Raw genomic sequence first — 21,481 nt, forward strand, 5'->3', positions numbered from 1 at the left:
TTATGTTGAAACAATTTACCCTTAAGCGATCTTTCTTTCGTAAAGCGTCAACTTCATTAGTAGTTGTAGCATCACTGTTAGTTGCTCAAGTTCCCTTTACAGATTCTGTAATGGCGGCGGGTGCAAAAGAAGAGAAAAAGAAACGTCCTACGCAACTCGTTGGTCCTTCTGTTGGTAAAAAAGTACAAAAAGCTTTTGAACTATATGCAGGTGACGAGAAAAAAGGTGTTAAGTCTGATATCGATGGCGCACTAGTTGTGCTTTTGGATATTGATGCAAGTAAAGATTACGATAAAGCTTATGTTGCACGTTTTATTGCGGTTATGTACGCCACAAAAGGTGACCATGAAAAAGAGTCGATAAAGTATCTTAAACAAGCTATTGCGCCAGACATTTTAAATGAAGGTGACCATGGTGAAGCGTTAAAGCTATTGGCTGATTTGCAAATGCAAACTAAAGACTATAAAAACGCTTTAACTAATTACTATGCTTGGATGGACTTTACCGGTAAAAGTGATGGCAATACTTGGGTTAAAATTGCACAAGCAAACTATGAGCTGAAACAATTAGATAAAATGATTGTGCCTGCTGATAAAGCCATTGCTGCTTTTGGTGATAAACCGAATCAAAACCCATATGTTTTGAAATTGACTTCTTATTACGAACGTAAAAAGTATAAAGAAGCCATTGATGTACTTGAAACGGTTATCTTGATTTTCCCTGAAAATAAATCGTGGTGGACACAATTGCCAATGTTTTATTTATTAGTGGAAGATTACCCTAAAGCACTGCAAACGCTAGATCTAGCATACAAGCAAGGATTCCTCGAAAAAGAAGGACAAATTAAGACATTAGCTAATTTGTATTCTTCTAATGAGTCACCTTATCGTGCTGCTAGGTTGTTGGAAAAGCATATTGCTTCAGGGCTTGTTAAACGTGATGATAAAAACATTGCGACCTTAGCAAACGCTTGGCATGCTGCTCAGCATGTTGGTACAGCCGCCAAATATTATGGTGAGTTGGCTAAAATGACCAATGAAGCGAAGCATTATCGTAAGCAAGGCATGTTACTTAAGCAAGATGAACAATTTGCTAAGGCAATTCCTGCTTTAAATAAAGCACTTGAGCTTGGAGTTAAAAATAAAGGCCGTATTTACATGAGTATTGCTGAGTCTTATTTTTACCTTGAAAAATATAAGCAAGCTTATGCAGCCATTAACAAAGCAATGGACGATCCCAAGTCGCGTAAAGCAGCTAAAGGTTGGAAAGGCTTTATTGTTGACACAGCTAGACGCAAAAACGTTGCTATTTAGTAAGCTTTATTGATAAATAGCAAGCAAAAAACCAGCACTCCTTAATCAGGTTGCTGGTTTTTTTATTGCTAAATATAGATAAGCGATAATAATTAAAAAAATATTATTTTTTTTGAAATTAAAAACGACAGTTTTTGGTCTATCTAAAAAGCTATAGAACTAATAGAATATCAGTATCAATAATTTAAATAAGAAAGGAACATGTTATGAATTTACTTAAAAAATCGGGCTTAGCGGCTATTGTTGGCTTATTAGCTTTATCTGTTTTCGCTAGTAATGTTGCTAAAGCTGAAACCAACCCATTTGCTTCTCAAGATCTGGTAACCTTTGCGGAACCAGCAGAAAAAGCAGGAAAATGTGGCGAAGGAAAATGCGGTGAGGGTAAAGCTAAAGCCAAAGGAAAATGTGGCGAAGGCAAATGCGGTGAAGGCAAAGGCAAAGCCAAAGCTATGAGCAAATGTGGCGAAGGCAAATGCGGTGAAGGTAAAGCTAAAGCCAAAAGTAAATGTGGCGAAGGCAAATGCGGTGAAAGCAAAGCCAAAGCCAAAGGTAAATGCGGCGAAGGCAAATGCGGTGAAAGCAAAGCCAAAGCCAAAGGTAAATGCGGCGAAGGCAAATGCGGTGAAAGCAAAGCTAAAGCCAAAGGTAAATGTGGCGAAGGTAAATGTGGTGAAGGCAAAGCTAAAGCCAAAGGTAAATGTGGCGAAAGCAAGGCTTAATAATGCTATAACATCAGCATGCCACTCCTAGATTTATTTGGTTTAGTGGCATTTAAAGATAAAAGAAACGAGTGATTTGCTCGTTTTTTTATGTCAAAAATAGCAGAACTTAACACGCTAAACCTGCTAAAATGAGCTAACCTTATTTATGAACACTATTTTTTATTATATTAGGAATTATCTTGAACAATAACGATGTCTTGCGCCGCTTGCGCTATACCTTTAACTTCAATGACAACAAAATGATTGCTTTGTTTGCTTCTGTTGGAAAAACAGTCACAAGAGAGCAAGTTAGCGGCTGGTTAAAGAAAGATAACGATGATGATTTTGTTAATTGCCAAGACATAGAGTTAGCTGCATTTCTAAATGGTTTTATTAATGAAAAACGAGGCAAAAAAGCGGGGCCTTCACCAGTTCCCGAAAAACGCTTAACGAATAATATCGTGCTGACAAAACTAAAAATAGCCCTAAATCTTAAAGCAGAAGAGTTAATTGATTTACTTAAAACAGTTGACTTTCGTCTTAATAAACCTGAACTGAGTGCGTTTAGCCGAAAGCCTGATCATAAACACTATCGTGAATGTAAGGATCAAGTGCTGAGAAACTTATTACAAGCCATTGATCTAAGATATCACGTAGCACGTACTGGAAAAATTGTTAAAAATGATGCCAATGCACAAGAAGCTGGTGCCAGTAATAAGCATAATCACTCTGCCAAAACACAAAAAAGCCAACACAAAGCAAAAAGCAAAGCCGTTGAGCAATGGATCGAAGGTGCAAGGCCAAATGCTAGTGCGGTGTATGTTAATCCGAAGTCTGAGCAAGCTCAGTCAAAAAAATCATCACGTCAGGTTTTAAAGCTTGGTGACAAATAAAGCCAACAGCCTTTAAGGTAACACTCTATTTACCTTAACTATCTCACCTATAGTTATTATGTTTGGTATCTGCTTTGTTGCCCAATATCTCCCAAGTTAGTACATTTTAACCATGAATGATAATCGACCAGCCTCAGCGCAAACGTTAATGATACAGGGTACTACCTCTGATGCCGGAAAAACCACCCTAGTTGCTGGTTTATGTCGTTTATTCGCCGGCAAGCACCTTAACGTTGCGCCGTTTAAACCGCAAAATATGGCACTTAATAGTGCAGTGACACCTTGTGGCGGTGAAATTGGCCGCGCACAAGCGCTACAGGCTAAAGCTGCTAATGTTCCCCTTGATGTTGACTTTAATCCTATATTACTAAAACCTAATTCTGATACCGGCGCGCAAGTCATAATACACGGTAAAGCGATTGCAACTCATAAAGGGCAGATGGAAGCAGCGCAGTATCAAGATTATAAAAAAGTGGCGATGGCTGCAGTACTTGAGTCCCATCAGCGATTATCTAAGCAGTTCCAGTTAATTGTCGTTGAAGGAGCGGGTAGTCCTGCAGAAATCAATTTGCGAGAGGGTGATGTCGCTAATATGGGCTTTGCCGAAGCGGTTGATTGTCCAGTGATTATCATCGCAGATATTGATAAGGGCGGTGTGTTCGCACAACTTGTTGGTACTTTAATGTTATTGTCACAATCCGAGCAAGATCGTGTCATCGGCTTTGTCATTAATCGCTTTCGTGGTGATATTACGTTATTAGAATCTGGTTTACGCTGGTTAGAAAAGCGTACTAAAAAACCAGTTTTAGGGGTATTACCTTATTTACATGGCTTAGATATATCGTCTGAAGATGCACTGATTACCCAACAGCAAACTTGTGCTCATCACGAGCAGCCAAGCCAAGTTAACATTGTTGTTTTAGTGTATCCGCATATGAGCAATCATACTGACTTTGATGCTTTACGACATCATAAGCAAATTAACTGTCAGTTTTTATTTGCTAAAAACCCTGAAGTAGTGGTCAGTATCCCGGCGTGCGATTTAGTTATTCTACCCGGAAGTAAGAATGTCATTGCTGACCTTAAATTTTTAAAAAACCAAAATTGGCATCACGGTATTGCTAAGCATTGCCGCTACGGTGGTAAAGTAATGGGAATTTGTGGTGGTTATCAAATGTTAGGTAAGCTTATTGCTGACCCAATGCAAGTAGAGAGCGATAATGGTGAGTGTACCGGTTTAGGATACTTGCCAATGACCACGCAGTTACAGGCAACGAAAACCCTAGTGAATGTTGAAGGCCAGCTAAACTTAAATCAGAAAACTGTCGCGGTGCGTGGATATGAAATCCATTCAGGGATTAGCCAATTACTCCCTGACACTTCAACTAGCACACAGGCATTACTTTGTATTGATGGGAAATCTCAGGGATTGATAACAGCAGATGAGCAAATCGCAGGTTGTTATTTACATGGCATATTTGATACGCCGCAAGCTTTGACGCTCATTATGGCATGGTCGGGTAGTGAGATTACTGAAAATGTTAGTATTGACCAGTTAGAGGATATTGCGATTAACCGAATTAGTGATGCATGTTATAAATATCTTGATATAGATAAACTGGATAAATTATTGAGTGATTGGTACAAACCTTGATGTAAATCAAAACGTTCTTGCTTTGTCTTGTTAGAATCAAATAATCGGCGTTATATAGGTGATTTGCTATTTAAGTCACTTAGCTGTTTAGCACTACTATACAAAGAGAGATTACCCAGTGTCTGAAGACCTTAAAAACAACGAAAAAGTTCAACCACAAGAAAAACCTATCGTGTATTCTTGCTCTGGATGTTCTAATTTAGCGCAAATGGCGCACAATATATCACTTAATCTTGATGGTGATGGTATTGCTGAAATGTCATGCGTATCAGGCGTAGTAGGTAAAGTTGCTCCTATTATGGATTTAGCTTTTTCTGGCCGACCTATTATTGCGATTGATGGCTGCGGCTTATCTTGTACAAAATCATGCCTTGATGTCAGTGGTTTAAAGCCAGATTACTATTATCAAATTAGTGATTTAGGCTTTGAAAAGCGAAGCAAGTGGAACGACTCGTTAACTGAGAACACTATCGCAATGAAAAGCATTTATGATCAGTTATTTGAAGTAGGGATAGGCTTTAAAACCAAATAAATTATTAATGAGTTGAGTTATTAATAACCCTTAAAGTTAGCAAACATTTTGCTAACTTTTTTTTATGCTTTTTTTACTAATTTAACCTCAATTTATCAGCTAGTTGTGTACCAGTTAGCTGCTTAGTACTCTAACCAGCTCGCATATTGATCATTTATTGCAATAGCTGCTTGGCTGCCTTTTAAAGAGAATTGATAACCACATAAAGAAAACTTGCTTCCAAAGGCGAGAGCTTTAATGAGTGTTTTACTATCAAGTGGAGAAAAGCTGGCAAAATAGTCAGTGTTAGCACCAGAGTTTGTTTCAACCTGTACCATCAGAGTGCGTATTGATACGCCTTTATTAAAGCTAATTTCTTTACAACTGCCATCGCCTTTTGCTGTTTCTTGTGACCATAAAAGCGCTGTGTTTACTTCATCTGCTTGCCAGTTGATAGTAATACCTCGATGTTCAGATAAATATAAAGTGTAATTATCTGGCATAGCTAATGGGTAGTACCTATCTAGTTTAGGCACAGTCTTATTGACTATTTGATTGGTCTTTTCTTGGCTTAAATCGCTGGAAGAGGCGTTGAGAAAGTTGACCAACCATACAGTTAATAAACCAAGTAATGTTAGTACAATAAGCAGCCCACAACCCCATTTTAGCTTGTTATTACTCAGTATTTTTATGCGGATCATCTCACCCACATCAAGTGTTTGATCATGGTGAGTTGTATTGCTTGAATATCGACTGTTTTCTTGGACATGTTCTTGAAAAACTGATGGTTGCTCAACATTAGTTAGGCTATCAGTACTGAGATGGTTATCGCCAACTAGCCTTGGTTCAATCCGAAATTTAGCTGCTTTACCAAGATGTGCTTCTACTTGATATTCTTGCATATTAACAGGCCCATAATAGCCTAGGATAAAACTTCTTGATTTGCGGCTAGGGTAGGTGAGTAATACTGCTGAACAAAGTGCTGGGATAATAAATAAGGCATAACTGCTATATTGCTCTGCAAAAATAATAATTAAGGCAACAGTGATAAAGGCAATACTCGGAACAAATAGCCAGTTTTTGTTAAGTTCGGCATCATGAAGACGGCGTAAATTAGTCAGCGCTAATACCACAGTAAAGAGTAGTGTTATAAATACAGCAACGACCAATTGGCTGGTAAATGCTGAAACCAACATAATAAAAATGGCATAAACTGAAGCACAAATAGCAAAAAATCGGCTTCTGTTATCAAAACCGAGTAAACAAAAAAGGGACTTTAAAAACTGCACAGTGTCTTCCTATCAAAGTGGAGAAATAATTTATAACATTAAAAGCGCTAATGTTTAATGAATTCGGTATGGCGGTATATCAACATTATCTAGTGTTAGTCCAAATAAGCTCATCGTTGCATGGTTACTCGATTCACCATCACCGCTGAACTCAATATCGAATATACTAAACCATACTAAGCCATGTTTTTTATTAAAGGTTAACCGACTTGACCGTCGAGCTATTGCAATAAACTGTAACTGGCTTTGTTCACAATAACGGTTTGCATGTAACCGGGCTGCTTCTGATACTTTTCTTAAATAGATGAAATACCACCACAGTAAGAAAAAAAAGAGTAAGTAATAAATGTTTTCCATAGGGTATTGATTGAACCTCAGTATAGTAACGTTGCGATGTTACACTTGGTTAGGAGAAAGCTGATTAAATAATTGCCCAATGGCTTGAGCTAATGCATTACTGCGCTCAGGTGTGCGCATACACTGAAAAAGTATTGGTCGAATAACAGGAATCGCAACTAAATCCTTAAAAATACTATTAAATAGAGCTTGATCATTGCACGCAATTAAGTGCTCTAAAAATAGCATTAATTGCTGAGTATTGGCTAGAGCTAACCAACAGCGCCCAGAAAGGGTTATTAATAGTTCCGGTGCAACATTCTCTTGTGCTAATAGGGTAACAATAAATTCCTCAACATGGGGGTGTTGGCAATTACTGGCAATGCTGCGTAATAAATGTTGCTGAATTTCAATATATTCTTGTGCTTGGCTTGGCTCAACAGGCAATAATTTGCTGCTTAACAAAGCTAATAATGCATCGAGCAATTCAACCGAAAACTGTTCATTTTCCAATGCGCAGCATAAAGGAAATAACACCTCATTGGGTAGATGTGCTAAGGCATTAATTAATTGTTGGCTATAGCCGTTTTCAGTCAGTCTTACGGTAAAGTCACTTATTCCTTGCACCCCAACTGCTTGCCATTTGTCCCAACCGTTTTTTCCTGACAGATAAGTTGAAAAGGATGCTAGATACTCGCTAGGTGATTGCTTTAGTTCAACTTTTATTTTGCTGTTCAATACCGCTAACTTGTATTGCGCAGGGGTGTATAAATAGGGGTTGCTTTTTAACAGCGCTTCTTGATGCTCATTTGCATCTTGTGTTAAATCATTCCCTAGTGCCTCAATAATAATGGCAATAAAATGGTTTCTAGCTCCTTGGTTTAACAAACCTCGCTCATCAAGAGGAAGCTTTAGCAACCATAAATAAGGTACGGGTGATCCTTGTTGCCAAAAAGCAAGCGCAATACAGGCATGACCTTGACTTGGATACGGGTAGGGGATTTGGTTTAATTCTATTTTTTCAAATTGCTCTTTTGATATTTTTTCAATTTTTCTGCCGATATCATAAACTCGATACTGAGAGTTTGACGAATGAAGCAGTTGCGAAATAGTGTCGATAGTATCCATAGGAGAAAATAGTAAACCAGTATTAAAGAGAGATTGAGTCTGTGCGCTATTATAGAGATAATAGGGCTATCTAGCAAAATTTTAAATAGGTCTATGGCTATTCAATCTGATATTTTACTACCAGAAAAACCAATCCTTCGCATTCTTTATCAGGATGATTACCTTGTGGCGATAGATAAGCCTGCGGGGCTATTTGTTCATCGTAGTTTTATGGACAAGAATGAAATTTACTTTGCCTTGCAGTTGGTACGCGACCAAATTGGTCAATACGTATATCCTGTACATCGCTTAGATAGACCAACGTCGGGTGTGTTATTATTTGCCCTCACTAAAGATATAGCACAAAAAATGAATGCCGCGTTTGCTACTAAATCTAATAGTGCAGATACTGACTCCGAGGCAATTGACACACAGCATGAATTATCACAAACAGTTGATGATAGCTTAACAAAAACCTATTTTGCCCTGGTGCGGGGCCATTTACCAATCACAACACAACCTCAGCTAATTGATCACCCTCTTAAAGAAAAATTAGATAAATTGGGCGATAAATACGTTAGTCAAAACAAAGCAGCGCAATCAGCACAAACTTATTATCAAGTGCTCAAACAAGCAAGTTTACCTATTGCCCTTGGCAAGTTTGATAGTGTTCGCTATTCGTTAGTGAAACTAGAGCCAATAACAGGGCGACGTCACCAAATCCGTCGACATTTGGCACATTTACGTCACCCTATTTTAGGTGATATTAATTATGGTGATAACAAGCAAAATCCCTTTTTTATTAACCATTTTGGTTTTAAGCGCTTAATGCTTATTGCTAAATCCTTAAGCTTTATTCATCCGGTTAGTGAACAAAAAATTACCATTAGCGCTGATTTTGATCAACAGTGGTTACAAGTGTTTAAGGCGCTTGATTGGTCACTTTAAACTTAAAAAATACAGTGACCTATTCATTTCAATGTTTGTAATGAATTAACTTTTTGTTAAACGCTTGGCAAACAGATTGGCATGGTAAAAGCCTATGCTGGTGTTTCTCGCCATTTTGGTGAAAACTAAATAGCACCATGGCACTAGGTATAAACTAGTGATTGTTGAGAACGTTAAGCCACCAATAATTGCGATTGCTAACGGCGAATATGAAGGGCCATCGCCACCTATTTGTGTTGAGCCTAAGGCAAGTGGGATCATGCCTAACACAGTTGTGGCAACTGTCATTAATACAGGGCGAAGCCTAGTTGCACAAATATTGCTGATCACTTGTTCTAAATCTTGTATTTTTGGTGTCATTTGGTTGATTTGATCAATCAAAACAATGCCATTATTTACCACTATACCCATTAAAATTAAAATACCTATCATCCCCATTACCGACATACTGGTACCTGTGATAAAGAAGAACCAAAATACGCCAACAATAGAATAAATGATCGAGCTAATAATAGCGGCGGGCAAAAGTAATGACTCAAATAAAGCTGCCATCACAATATAAATCATTGCTAAAGCAAGTAGCATGTTAATGATCATTATTTGTTGGTCACCTTGTTGCTGGTTAAAGCCTTGCCCTAACTTCCAACTGTAGCCCTCGGGTAAATGGATTGATTCCATGGCAAGAGTTATACGTTCTTGTGCTTGCTCCATGGTAATGTCACTTAAATTTGCGCCAATGGTTAATGCTGTTTGGCGATTTTCTCGATAAATTGACGTCAGTCTAGGTTGGACTTTAAATTCAGCAACATTTTCTAAAGTGATCGTTTGACCGTCAACTTGCACAATGGGTAACTTCTTCAGTTGGTTGAGCGAGTACTTTAATTGCTCGTCGTAAAGTAGGTGTATTTTTACTTCACCGTTTGGATCGTGACGAAAGCTCCTTAGCTCAAGGCCACGTAATGCTGTGCCCACTACTTGTGCAACTTCTTGAGAATCTAAACCAATGTGACTTGCTTTAATGCGATCAATAATTAGCACCATTTCTTTTTGATGTTGAGAAACATCGCTGCGAACATCAGTAAGCCCGTTAATATGTTCTAATACCGGAACAACTTGATTTGCAAGTTGAACTAATAAATCGGTTGAAGGCCCAACCAGTGTTAAACTTGCGCCGCCACTCTTAGGGCTTTGCCAGCCAAAGTCGGGCTTTGCTTCGGCAAAATTTGGCATGTTTTTTCTAATGCGTTCTTTCAACTCAGTCATTGAAATATCACGATCCTCTTTCAACAATAACGTTGAAGAAGCTCTTTCGCCATTGTAATAACTATAAACTGAGTCAATGTAGAATGCTTGTTGATTTTTATATAAATAGTCTTCAAAACGGTCGACCATAGCTTCAACATGCTCAAGGGGAAACTGTCCTTCAACATGATAGCGCATAAATAAACGCGTGCCGTCTTGATTATCCTTATTATCCGAAGTGATTGCCCCCATAGGAAATGCCGTGCTCACTAAAATAAATAGGGCAGCAACGCCGGTAATTTTAGGGTGGGCTAACACCCAATTTAAGCTGCTTTTATAATGGTTTTGAAAACGGCTCTGTGCTGGTTTATCTTTTTTAGCTTGAGTATTACTTAGTTTATCTAGTGATATTTTACTTAATAATAAAGGTAGTAGTGTTTTAGCAATTAATAATGATGCTGCTAGTGAGATACAAATAGCAATGGCAACATGTTCTAAAAATACCGTTAACTGTACTTTTTCGCCTATAATATTAGGCAAAAATACTATCATGGTGGTTAATGTACCTGTCATTACGGCCAGTGATACTTTATCAACGCCTTTTAGAATGTTGTTGATTTTCTCTTGCTTATTTTTGCTCGGTGTTTTTTGATGCTGTGCAGAAATCGACTCAGTAATAACCACTGAATTATCCACTAACATCCCCACGGCTAATAATAAGCCCATCATAGATAAAACGTTTAGGGAATAACCAAGTAAGTACATAATAGCGAGTGTGATACAAATAGAGAAGGGTACAGAGGCAACTACCAATAAAGTGGCGGTAGTGTTGCGCATAAATAAATATAGAACAGCAAATGAGAGTAATGCGCCAATGCCGCCAGCAGTTAATAAATCACCTAGAGAATTAGTCACGCCTTTGGCTTGATCCTCCATCATAAAGATATTAACACCTTCAAATTGACGAGTATCACTGATGTTGTCGACTAAACTAACGACTCTGCCTGCTACTTCAACTAAATTTGCGCTAGACTCTTTAAATATATTCACCCCAATAGCGTAGTTTCTATCAAGATGACGACCATCAACTCGCTCAGGTTGTTCAAAATCAACTGTTGCGATATCACCTAAATATACATTGTCTTTAACTTGCAACGCACGAATATCATGCAGTTTAGTATATTCTCCTTTAGGACTGATGCGGATACTTGCTTGCTCTGATTTTAGCGAGCCGGCATTAATGGTAAAATTTTGCTGTCTAAGCATTAAGGTTAGCTGTTTAATGTCGATATTATGACTAGCCATTCTATCGCTTAGCAAACGGATTGATATCTGCCTGGGATCAACTCCGTAAAGCTCAACCTTCGAGACGCCACTTAAACGCTCAAGGGGCTTTTTCAAATAATTATTCAATAATTGATAACTATTTTTAAGTTCTCGCTTACTTGATATTCGTAGCGTCAGAATAGGCATGTCAGCGGTTGAAAATTGGTAAACAAATACTCGCTGTAAATCATCAGGGAGCAGGTGACGGATAGCGTCAATTTTTTCTCTTGCCTCAATTGCCTTACCCGCTAAGCTACGCTCCCACTCGACCTCAATACCTATTTGCGCGCCATTTTCAGTTGATGTTGAGTTTAATTGAGTGATGCCACCCATGGTTGATAACGCTTCTTCAAGTGGTTTGGTTACCAAGCGCTCAACCTCTGCGGGGGTAGATGCTTGATAGGGCGCGTTTATCATCATTTCAGGAATATCAATTCCAGGCCATTTTTCTAAGGGCAACAATTGCGTTGCAGCAAAGCCCGTTAGTAACATAGTTAAACATAGCATTAATGTGGTTACTGGTTTTTTTAATGCTAGCGCTGTTAGGTTCATTGCTTGTTTATCGTTGTTATCAATTGGTTGATTAGACACGAGTAACCTCCGCTAAATCATTGCTGCCATTAGTTTGAATAGCGGGGGTTACGTTAATGTCTTTGCTATCAAATGTTTTAAAATCAAATAATCGATACAAAACAGGCAACACAATTAGCGTTAAAAAGGTGGAGCACAATAAACCGCTGATCACAGTAATTGCCATAGGCGCTCTTAATTCGGCCCCTTCACCTAAGCCAATAGCCATAGGTACTAAGCCTAAAGCAGTTGTTAGTGTGGTCATTATAATTGGACGAAGACGTGATATTGCAGCTTGCTCAATGGCACTAATTTTATCGCACCCTTGGGCGCGTAATTGATTTATTCTATCTACCAAAACAATGGCATTATTTACGACAATACCGGCTAACATGATCAAACCAATAAAGACGATTACGCTGATATTAGTACCAGTTAGAAATAAGCCATAAATAGAGCCAACTGCAGCTAATGGTAAGCTAAATAGTATTAACAGTGGATGTAATAGAGACTCAAATTGTGAAGCCATTACTAAGTAAACTAGAAATACCGCTAAGGTTAATGCCATAATCATCGAATCAAATGACTGCTGCATTTCTTCACTTTGACCACCAAAGTTAGCGATAACCGAAAAAGGTAATTTAAGCTGCTCTACTAATGTTGTCGCGCTGATAATCGCACTACCTTGATCACCAACAGCAATATTGGCACTGATAACGGCAACACGTTGCTGATTAATGCGATTAATTTGAGCAGGTCCAACCGTTTCAGTAATACTGCTGATACTCGCTAGTGTGATAGGGTAGTTGCTGCCAGGATTGATAATTAATTCTTGTAAGTCTTTAATTGAGTCACGCTCTTCTATGTCGCTACGCACTAAAATGTCAATTTTTCTATCTAACAGAGTATATTTGCTGGCAACATTTCCGCCAATTTTAACCGCTAGCAAGCGCGCAATATCTGGGGTACTTAGACCTAATTGTGCTATTTTTTGTTGATTAAAATGAATAGCAAGCTCTGGCTGTCCTTTACGTTGGCTGTTGGTAACATCGACAAAATTTGGTGACTCATCCATAAGTTGTGTAAGTTGCTTAGCATATTGTTTTAATTCGTCTAAATCATACCCCGCTAATTCAATACTTATAGGTTTACTAAAGGTGAATAGCTCTGGACGATTTAGTGAGGTGGCAGCGCCAATAATATTACGCGCATATTGTCTGATGTCATCCATTACGGCATTTTCGTCAGTACTATTGTGTAGCATGACCTGTAAACGTGCTTGATGCTCACCTCCTTTGTTAGCACTACTGGTCATTAAGCTGCCACGGCCTGTTAATGAGTATGTGCTTTTAACTCTATTGTCACTTTGCAGTTTTTGCGCGATCACGTTAATAGCTCGATCAGTTTTTGCTAAGGGCGTGCCTGGCGCTAATTCTAAATCGAAATAAAACTCACCTTGAGAGAGTGGCGGTAGTAATTCAACACCAATTTTTGGCAAGATCATTGCCGCAGAGCCTGCAAATAATAAAGTGATTATCAAGGTTTTAATACTATGATTGAGTGCTATTGATAAAGACTTTTGATAAACGTTGCTTAACACTTCAAAAAGGTAATTAAAACCATTGGCTAATGGTTTCATCACTAATGATAACAACTTACTCAGGCCGTGAAACATTAATAAAATCAGTCGCATCACCAACATAGGTAAATAAATAAAGATGATTTTGAAAGGCATTGCAAGTAGCCAAGTAATTTTTTCAGATGCTGATCGTTCTTTAAAAGAAGCGGGAGTTGTATCTGTGCTTTCACCTATTGACTGAGCTTGCAGTTTTACCTCCCTTGAAGCTAGCATCGGAATTAACGTGAGTGCGACTAATAAAGAGGCAATTAATGCAAAGGCAACGGTCATGGCCTGATCTGCAAATAATTGACCGGCAACGCCTTCAATGAAAATTAATGGCACAAATACGGCAAGTGTTGTTAGTGTAGATGCTATGATTGCTCCACTGACTTCTTTTGTGCCTTTTGTTGCTGCTTCAATAACACCTAAGCCTTGCTCTTTATAGCGAGAAATATTTTCAAGCACAACAATGGCATTATCAACTAATAAACCTGTTGCTAACGCAATTCCGCCCAGTGACATAATGTTTAAGCTAATATCACTGCCATACATCATATTAAAGGTAGCGATAACTGATACTGGAATAGAAAGTGAAATGATCAAGGTGGGTATAATTGAACGTAAGAATAAGTACAGCACTAGCATAGCGAGCAAGCCACCAACAATAGCGGCAGATTTGACTTCACTAATAGCATTACTGATAAACGTTGATTGATCGTAAACTAGGGTAAGTTGATAATTATCACCGGTAGTTTTTCGAATCTCATTGAGTTTTTTATTGACTAAGTTTGCAACCTGTACGGTATTGGCATCCCCTTCTTTATAAATGGCTAGTTCAACGGCTTCACCTGCGTTGATACGTGTTATGTCAGTGCGCTCTTTGTAGCCGTCAATAACTTTTGCAATATCATTTAAATAGATTATTTTATCATTTTTACGATATACAACTAGTTCTCCAATTTGAGTGATATTGGTAAATTGATTGAGAGTACGGACTAAATATTGGGTATTACCATCAATCAATTTACCGGCAGAAATATTAATATTTTCAGCATTTATACGATTAATGATTTGCTGACTTGTGAGGTTTAATTGGGCCAGTTTATGCTGTTCGATAATCACGTGATACTCTTGCTCTAGACCACCACCTAGCTTAACTGAAGCTACACCTAATAAAGACTCAAGCTGGCGTTTAATATCATACTCGGCAAAGGTTCTTAATTTAGTTAAAGCGGCGACTGAGTTATCCTGACTTTGCAAACCCAGACGAATAATAGGATCTAATGAAGGGTTAAATTTTAAAATAAGTGGCTTTTCAACATCTAAGGGTAGGGTGATTAAGTCTAATTTTTCACGCACCTCCAAACTAGTGATATCCATAGCTGTTTGCCATTCAAACTCAAGCAACACATCAGATTGACCCGCTTTGGAAATAGAGCTTATTTTTCGTAGTCCTTTGACCACACCAACGGCTTCTTCAATTGGTTTGGTAATTAATTGCTCTATTTCTCCGGGAGCCGCGCCAGTGTAATTAGTACGCACGGTGAGCGTTGGGTAGGTTAATTCGGGCAGTAAGTTTACAGCTAGTCGAGACAGACCAACTAAACCAAATAAAATAACGGCAAATGTAAACATCCACACAGTGACAGGGCGTTTGATAGCAGTATCAACTATACTCATTATTATTCCTTAAATAGTTGTTGTGATGAGCCGTTAATGGGCTTTTACAATAGCGGTTTCATTAGTTTTAAGTGCGCTATCTGCCTTTGTGGATGGATCACCGTTGAGTACTTCAACACGTGCATCAGCTTTTAAGTTATGCTGACCATTGACTACAACTAAATCCCCTGCTTTGATATCGCCAGTTATCTCGGTCAGTTGTTCTTCAATAAAACCTTTGTTTACTTGTACTTCAACAGCTTTGTTATCTCTTACTAAATATATTTTACTGTTGTTATCTAGCGTTATAATGGCATCGCTGGGGATGGTTAATGTGTTATGGTGGGTGGCAAATGTAAGGGCTATTTGTGCGAACATACCCGGCTTCAATTCTTGTTCATTGTTATCAATAGACAAAATAACTTTGAAGGTGCCACTATTTGGATCAATCACCGGGGAAATAGAGCGAACTTTCGCTTGATATATTTGATTTTGACGAGCGCTAAAACTCAGGTTTGCCTGTTGATCTAATTTTACATTACTTAATTGATGCTCAGGTAAGTAAACAACCGCTTGTAAGTTGGTTGCATCAACAATATGAAACAGTTTTTGGTATCCTTGAGTAAAATAGCCTGCTTTTACATAACGGTGCGAAATGAAGCCAGATATAGGTGCAACAACCTGACTATCTTGTAGATCAAGTGCCGCGAGTTTGCGGGCAGCAACAGCTGCTTGATGTTGAAACTTAAGTTTGTCTGATGCCTGAGCACTCACTAGTTTTTTCTTTGCCATTAAAGACAAGCGTTGTAATTCTTGGTTAATTCCGGCAAGTTCTGCATCGGCTTTATCAAGCGCAAGTTGGTAGCGTCGAGGATCAATTTCAGCTAAGACTTGGCCTTTGTAAACATAGTCACCTTCTTCAACGCTTAATTGCTCAATAATCCCAGTGACACGAGTAATAATGTCAGCTTCAGTGCGTGATTCTAGAGTTGCAGTCGTGTGAAAGTTAGATGAAATATTATTACGCTCAATACTGGCAACACTAACTGGGATAGCAAATTCTTTTTCGGTTTCTGTTGCTACTGTTGCTGTTGTTTCTGAGCAACTAGCTAAAAAAATAGCATTAAAAGTAAAAAGTGAAATTAATAGTGCTGTTTTTGTGTTAATAGTTTTCATTCGCTGGTCCATAGGGTGAACTATTTTAGTTATCTAAAAAATAGCACAGGCTATGCCAACAAGTATTAATGCTTATATAACAACAGGTTATAATTGTTAGGATGAGATGGTGAAAATTAATTGTGTAATAAGGTTAATTTTTTAGTGAATTTCCCTACTTTTTAAGTAAATTATTAATTATTATTTAGGGGCTGTAATACGAACGGCATTAATGTCCAGCGAAATCAGTTTAGCATAGGCGTTAACGGTTTTATGAGTTGAGTGAGCATCGCTTTTCTCGCCTTTTATTTGAATTGCATAATCAGGATAAGGGGTTTCAAATAATTGCTGTTTTTGTTGAGCAAAAGTTAACATCATTGCCTGGTCTGCGGTTATTGTCCTATTTAATAGCGTCATCATTAAATAGTGATCAGAGGGCAGTGATTTTTTCATGGTCGTTTTATTAACAGGAGCGAACTTATCATAGCTAACACGATCGGTGATAACGTCATTCACCTTACTATTATCTGAAAAATAGTCTTGGTTAACAGCTTTTGTACTGCTGCAAGCAACTATTGAAAAGCAAAACAGTAAACTAATACACCTTTTAATAATAGATAAATTAGACGCAAACAAATTAAGGGGTTTCATAGCATACCTTCACAGCAAAATAGTTTCTAAACTATGAAAGAGCAAATGTTATGCCAATTGATTTTTTGACGGTTTTGTACTGTTTTGTATGTTACTAACTAATTGTAAAACATGGTTTAATGTTGTTGTCTTTTGCTTTTTAACTTTAAGCTTTTTTCATTAAATTAGTAAAAAACTTGCTCAGAGCTAAACCGTCATTTTTTTGCTGTTTACAGGCAACCTCATTGCTAACTACAAAAAGAGCAAGACTGATTTTATATGATGTTGTTTAATCGCGGCTCTGTTGTTGCTTTAGCGTAGTGGAAATTAATTGCGCGGTTTTTTCAGGTTGCTCTAACGGGAACATATGACCACCAGCAGTCATGGTGAGTTCGATGTTTTTGTTTAACCGCGTAAATCGTTTAAAGAATTTTATCGGTAATACATCTGTTTTATCCGCATATATCAAGTTTGCTGGTATCTTTAGTTGGTTTTTGTAGCTAGACAAGTTAGCAGCTAAATTTCTGAATATATCAGCTTCAACTTGTGCAGAGAACACTAGTTCTAGTTGTTCATTGCGTTCAATAATACCATGGCGGACATAATCAGCTAAACAGCGGCGATCGAAGTTTTTGAACAACTGCCTACTTGAAAATAATTTAACCATATCTGTGTTTAAAGGCCATTGTGTCCGTCTAACTTTAGCTTTACCTGCAGGACTAAATTTATCAATAAGGCGGGTCTTTTTTAAAAACTTCATCGCAAAGGCTGTGCCACCCGTGACAACAGGGGGATCTAACATGATCAAGCCTTTAAATAATTGCGGCTGTTGGCAAGCGGCAATGAAGGCAATCACTCCTCCAAAAGAGTGTCCAACGCTAATAACTTGTTCTTGCTGAGTATTTTTTAGCTCTTGTTTAACAAAGGCAATAAGTTCATTTACTAAAGGTTGCCAATTGTTCTCAACTGGATATTTATCATTATGACCATATTTTTCATGAGCGATAACTTGATAATGATCGGGTAAATAGTTGAACAGGGTTTGATAGCTTCCTGCAGGGAAGCCATTTGCATGAACAAAGTTAATAAGTGTTTTTGACATAAGGAGGTAACTGATTATTGAGAATAATTAACAATTAGAATTTAAACGCTTGTTTGAATTTTGTCAATATTGATTTTGTTACATTAGCTTGAAATCAGTATAAGAACGAGTGTCTTAGTGGGAAAAGCATTAAAAACCCAGCTAAGCTGGGTTTTGATTATATGAACATTCAGAGTTAAATTAAAATTCTTCCAACATGTATTCTAAAGAGTCTTCGTATATTCTTAACTCTTTCTCAAGTTGAAATTTATCTCTTAAAAGTTCTATTTCACGCCATTTTCTTTTTTTATTTGGCGCTGATTTTTCTTTGGCTGGTTGACTAACTGACTTTAAAACGTGGCTTAAATTATCCATAAAAGTATCCCCTAATAGTTTTTCTGCAAAAACATAAATCAACTGCCCTTTTTTAATATCATATTTTTTCATTGATGCAAATAAAAAACGCACATTTTTTATAAAAAAATGTGCGTTAAACGTACTCGGTATGATGCTTTACTGAACAGCTTTCTCTATTACAGAAGCTGGGCTAATTGCTTTTCAAGTTTTACTTGGTCAATGGCAAAGTTACGAATTCCTTCACTCAATTTTTCTGTAGCCATAGCATCATCATTCATCTGCCAACGCCATTGCTGTTCCGTAAGCTTAGCTTCAGTAGGCTCATTTGTATTAGTTGCTTGAGCAGTCAGTTGTTGCTTAACGGGCAAAGTGCTATTTGCTAATTCGTTCATCAAATCAGGACTAATAGTTAATCGATCACAGCCCGCTAGTGCTAAAATTTCGCCAGTGTTTCTAAAGCTAGCTCCCATAACAACGGTGTTGTAGCCTTTAGCTTTGTAGTAGTTATAGATGTTGGTCACAGAAATTACACCGGGATCTTCATCACTTGCATATTCAGTACGACCAGTATCTTTTTTGTACCAATCAAGAATACGTCCAACAAAGGGAGAAATTAGGAAAACGCCAGCTTCAGCACAAGCCCTTGCTTGGGTGAAACTAAAAAGTAGAGTGAGGTTACAATTGATGCCTTCTTGCTCAAGTTGTTCTGCTGCTTTAATGCCTTCCCAAGTTGAGGCAAGCTTAATTAAAATACGATCATTACTAACCCCTGCTTCATTATACATTGCGATCAACTTGTGAGCTTTGCTAATTGAAGCACTGGTATCAAATGATAGTCGTGCATCTACTTCAGTTGAAATTCGCCCAGGAACTGTTTTTAAGATTTCTAAGCCGATTAACACTGATAACTTATCCGCAGCATCAATAACTTGTTGTTTAGCATCATTTGATTGCTCTTTTGCCCAAACAACAGCATCACTTAGCAAATTTTTATACAAAGGCAATGCGGCTGCCTTTAGTAATAAAGAAGGGTTAGTTGTAGCATCTTGTGGCTGAAATTTAGCAATAGCTTCAATATCACCAGTATCGGCAACTACAGTGGTCATTTGCTTTAATTGTGCTAATTGAGAGGAGGAACTTGTCATGGAAATACCTATAGAATTTGCTAAAAGTGATAAAAAAAGGGTTTAGTTGAGGAGATACTACACCATTAAATTATTAAATGTACCCCCTTGAAAACATTTGTTTTACCTTTTTGAACATTCTCTGTGAATCACTCGCTCTCTAGTAGTATCAATCATGGCGACAGCTTGGGTATACATTTATCCTATGTTATAGTTTGCCCTTATTGGTATTACTAACTTCCAGAGTTGAAATATATTATGTTACTTGTTGTTTCTCCTGCAAAAAAATTAGATTTTGAATCTCCTTTAGCAACCACAAAAACGAGTCAGCCTACATTACTTGAGCAAAGTGAAATTCTGATTGAGCGCTGTTTAGAGCTTTCACCTGAACAAATAGCTTCGCTTATGAAATTAAGTGATAAATTAGCGGGGCTAAATGCCGCACGTTTTGGTGAGTGGTCTCAGCCATTTACCCCAGACAATGCAAGACAAGCTATTTTAGCTTTCAATGGTGATGTTTATAGTGGCTTAGACGCTAATTCCTTCACTGATGAAGATTTTGGCTTTGCGCAACAACATTTTCGAATATTATCTGGACTCTACGGTCTACTAAAACCACTGGATTTAATGCAAGCCTACCGCTTAGAAATGGGAACCAAGCTAGACAATATTCGCGGTAGTAATTTGTATCAATTTTGGGGAGATATCATCACCAATGAGCTAAATTATGCATTAGCAGCACAAGGCGATAACATGTTAATTAATTTGGCCTCAAATGAATATTTTAAAGTGGTAAATAAAAAGGTATTAAATGCAACGATAATTACACCACAATTTAAAGACTGGAAGAATGGTCAATATAAAATGATCAGTTTTTTTGCAAAAAAAGCGCGAGGTTTAATGGCTCGCTATATTATTCAAAATCAAATCACTGATAGTGAAAAAATTAAAGCTTTTGATTTAGCAGGCTATCAATTTAATAGTGAGTTAACGCATGGCAATGAGTGGGTATTTACGCGCAAAGAGGAATAAATCTATTGCTCTACTTTAGCAATGTCAGCTTGTTTGGCTCCACCTGCCAGAGCTGCTGCCATTGCAGATTCTTTTGATATACCTGATTTTATCGCCGCTTCAACAATTTCACGCGCTTTATCACTAGACGAGGAATTTATCGCGGTACTGATCACATTGACATTGTCAGGTGAAATTCTTAAAGCGGTCTTTACCATGCTAACGACTTGTTCAGGTAAAGACGTAATAGCAACAGTGAGAATATCAAGCATCTTCTCAGGGTAAGTTTTCATTGAATCCCCAACAACATTTTTAGCCATCACTGAATCTGTTAATAGTGCGACCCGAATAATGTTTTCTATAGCTAAGGGATCATGCTGAACAGCTTTACTTACTATTTCTTGCGTGTAACCAGGCTCTTCAGACACCGCAATAGTAACGACATCAGAACTTTCAGCTAAATTTGACGTTAGAATAATATCAATAATGTCACTAGTTAAAGCTGGTTCGGCACGCAAGGCACCACACATGATTTGTTTATATTCATTTGGGTATTTAGTAATAGCGATTTTTAAAACAGCATCAATTTTTTCAGGATAACGCACCAATAAGGCATTGACACTTTTTTCTATTGCCATTTTAGAGTTGATTTGGCGCTTGATTAATTGATCAAATAAATCACTGAGAATACTTTCTTGACGGTTTTCTATAGTATTAGTGGTTGTGCTATGTACTGGAAAAGACAAACTTAGAGCGATAGTAAATACAAAATAAATATACTTCATTAAATTTCCAACCAATTAATAAAACTTCTATCAGAGTTGCTCCTTCAACAAGGGAAGTTAAAAAATAAACCATTATTATTATTATGTAAGGCAAATTAAGCAGCTTTACCCCACTATATTTAACTTAGCTTCACCTCAAAGTCTATTGATTAGTCCATTTATACAGCA

At 37.6% G+C, this 21,481-nt stretch carries 18 protein-coding genes; 7 read left to right on the top strand and 11 right to left on the bottom strand.

All coding sequences use genetic code 11. The features are described from left to right. Positions 1 to 2 precede the first annotated feature (2 nt). The 5 genes from ABXG98_RS04195 to ABXG98_RS04215 all read left to right on the top strand — a co-directional run bounded on the left by ABXG98_RS04195 (position 3) and on the right by ABXG98_RS04215 (position 5,093). Positions 3 to 1,313: a hypothetical protein gene (locus ABXG98_RS04195; protein ID WP_353537419.1), complete on the top strand. Its 1,311-nt coding sequence runs from the start codon at positions 3 to 5 to the stop codon at positions 1,311 to 1,313. A gap of 206 nt (positions 1,314 to 1,519) precedes the next feature. Then, complete coding sequence (locus ABXG98_RS04200) at positions 1,520 to 2,032, top strand: HvfA family oxazolone/thioamide-modified RiPP metallophore (RefSeq protein WP_353537420.1); 513 nt, start codon at positions 1,520 to 1,522, stop codon at positions 2,030 to 2,032. Positions 2,033 to 2,214: 182 nt separating this feature from the next. Further along, complete coding sequence (locus tag ABXG98_RS04205; protein WP_353537421.1) at positions 2,215 to 2,907, top strand: YehS family protein; 693 nt, start codon at positions 2,215 to 2,217, stop codon at positions 2,905 to 2,907. 112 nt (positions 2,908 to 3,019) lie between these two features. Next, positions 3,020 to 4,561, top strand: coding sequence for a cobyric acid synthase (locus ABXG98_RS04210; protein WP_353537422.1), 1,542 nt, complete (start codon positions 3,020 to 3,022; stop codon positions 4,559 to 4,561). 118 nt (positions 4,562 to 4,679) lie between these two features. Then, complete coding sequence (locus ABXG98_RS04215; RefSeq protein ID WP_353537423.1) at positions 4,680 to 5,093, top strand: putative zinc-binding protein; 414 nt, start codon at positions 4,680 to 4,682, stop codon at positions 5,091 to 5,093. A 122-nt stretch (positions 5,094 to 5,215) separates the two neighbouring features. On the opposite strand, the gene ABXG98_RS04220 is transcribed toward ABXG98_RS04215, so the two are convergent. The 3 genes from ABXG98_RS04220 to ABXG98_RS04230 are packed head-to-tail and all read right to left on the bottom strand — an operon-like array spanning position 5,216 to position 7,825. Further along, complete coding sequence (locus tag ABXG98_RS04220; RefSeq protein ID WP_353537424.1) at positions 5,216 to 6,361, bottom strand: DUF805 domain-containing protein; 1,146 nt, start codon at positions 6,359 to 6,361, stop codon at positions 5,216 to 5,218. A 54-nt stretch (positions 6,362 to 6,415) separates the two neighbouring features. Continuing rightward, the gene (locus ABXG98_RS04225) at positions 6,416 to 6,718 is read right to left on the bottom strand and encodes a DUF3301 domain-containing protein (protein WP_353537425.1); all 303 of its coding nucleotides are present in this window, start codon (positions 6,716 to 6,718) and stop codon (positions 6,416 to 6,418) included. Between the two features lie 39 nt (positions 6,719 to 6,757). After that, positions 6,758 to 7,825, bottom strand: coding sequence for a DUF3549 family protein (locus ABXG98_RS04230; protein WP_353537426.1), 1,068 nt, complete (start codon positions 7,823 to 7,825; stop codon positions 6,758 to 6,760). A gap of 93 nt (positions 7,826 to 7,918) precedes the next feature. On the opposite strand from ABXG98_RS04230, the gene ABXG98_RS04235 reads away from it, so the two are divergent. Beyond that, on the top strand, positions 7,919 to 8,752 hold the full coding sequence (locus ABXG98_RS04235; RefSeq protein ID WP_353537427.1) for a pseudouridine synthase: 834 nt from the start codon (positions 7,919 to 7,921) through the stop codon (positions 8,750 to 8,752). A 45-nt stretch (positions 8,753 to 8,797) separates the two neighbouring features. Here the strand turns inward: ABXG98_RS04235 and ABXG98_RS04240 are convergent, their stop codons facing one another. From ABXG98_RS04240 to tal, 7 genes are all read right to left on the bottom strand, one after another. After that, complete coding sequence (locus tag ABXG98_RS04240) at positions 8,798 to 11,872, bottom strand: efflux RND transporter permease subunit (protein ID WP_502901536.1); 3,075 nt, start codon at positions 11,870 to 11,872, stop codon at positions 8,798 to 8,800. A gap of 31 nt (positions 11,873 to 11,903) precedes the next feature. Continuing rightward, a complete protein-coding gene (locus ABXG98_RS04245) occupies positions 11,904 to 15,191 on the bottom strand; it encodes an efflux RND transporter permease subunit (RefSeq protein ID WP_353537429.1) in 3,288 nt (1,095 codons plus the stop codon). Positions 15,192 to 15,224: 33 nt separating this feature from the next. Further along, positions 15,225 to 16,346, bottom strand: coding sequence for an efflux RND transporter periplasmic adaptor subunit (locus ABXG98_RS04250; protein ID WP_353537430.1), 1,122 nt, complete (start codon positions 16,344 to 16,346; stop codon positions 15,225 to 15,227). A gap of 180 nt (positions 16,347 to 16,526) precedes the next feature. After that, the gene (locus ABXG98_RS04255; RefSeq protein WP_353537431.1) at positions 16,527 to 16,976 is read right to left on the bottom strand and encodes a hypothetical protein; all 450 of its coding nucleotides are present in this window, start codon (positions 16,974 to 16,976) and stop codon (positions 16,527 to 16,529) included. Positions 16,977 to 17,244: 268 nt separating this feature from the next. Further along, positions 17,245 to 18,057, bottom strand: coding sequence for an alpha/beta fold hydrolase (locus tag ABXG98_RS04260; protein WP_353537432.1), 813 nt, complete (start codon positions 18,055 to 18,057; stop codon positions 17,245 to 17,247). A 180-nt stretch (positions 18,058 to 18,237) separates the two neighbouring features. Further along, positions 18,238 to 18,483 (bottom strand): DUF3545 family protein, encoded by a 246-nt coding sequence (locus ABXG98_RS04265; RefSeq protein ID WP_353537433.1) that lies wholly within the window; start codon positions 18,481 to 18,483, stop codon positions 18,238 to 18,240. Positions 18,484 to 18,569: 86 nt separating this feature from the next. After that, the gene (gene tal, locus ABXG98_RS04270) at positions 18,570 to 19,538 is read right to left on the bottom strand and encodes a transaldolase (RefSeq protein ID WP_353537434.1); all 969 of its coding nucleotides are present in this window, start codon (positions 19,536 to 19,538) and stop codon (positions 18,570 to 18,572) included. 237 nt (positions 19,539 to 19,775) lie between these two features. On the opposite strand from tal, the gene yaaA reads away from it, so the two are divergent. Further along, a complete protein-coding gene (yaaA, locus tag ABXG98_RS04275) occupies positions 19,776 to 20,549 on the top strand; it encodes a peroxide stress protein YaaA (protein WP_353537435.1) in 774 nt (257 codons plus the stop codon). Positions 20,550 to 20,551: 2 nt separating this feature from the next. On the opposite strand, the gene ABXG98_RS04280 is transcribed toward yaaA, so the two are convergent. After that, positions 20,552 to 21,313, bottom strand: coding sequence for a hypothetical protein (locus ABXG98_RS04280; protein WP_353537436.1), 762 nt, complete (start codon positions 21,311 to 21,313; stop codon positions 20,552 to 20,554). Between the last annotated feature and the right edge of the window lie 168 nt (positions 21,314 to 21,481).

Origin of the sequence: Colwellia sp. KU-HH00111 (assembly GCF_040362745.1) — a bacterium.
GTDB lineage: Bacteria > Pseudomonadota > Gammaproteobacteria > Enterobacterales > Alteromonadaceae > Colwellia.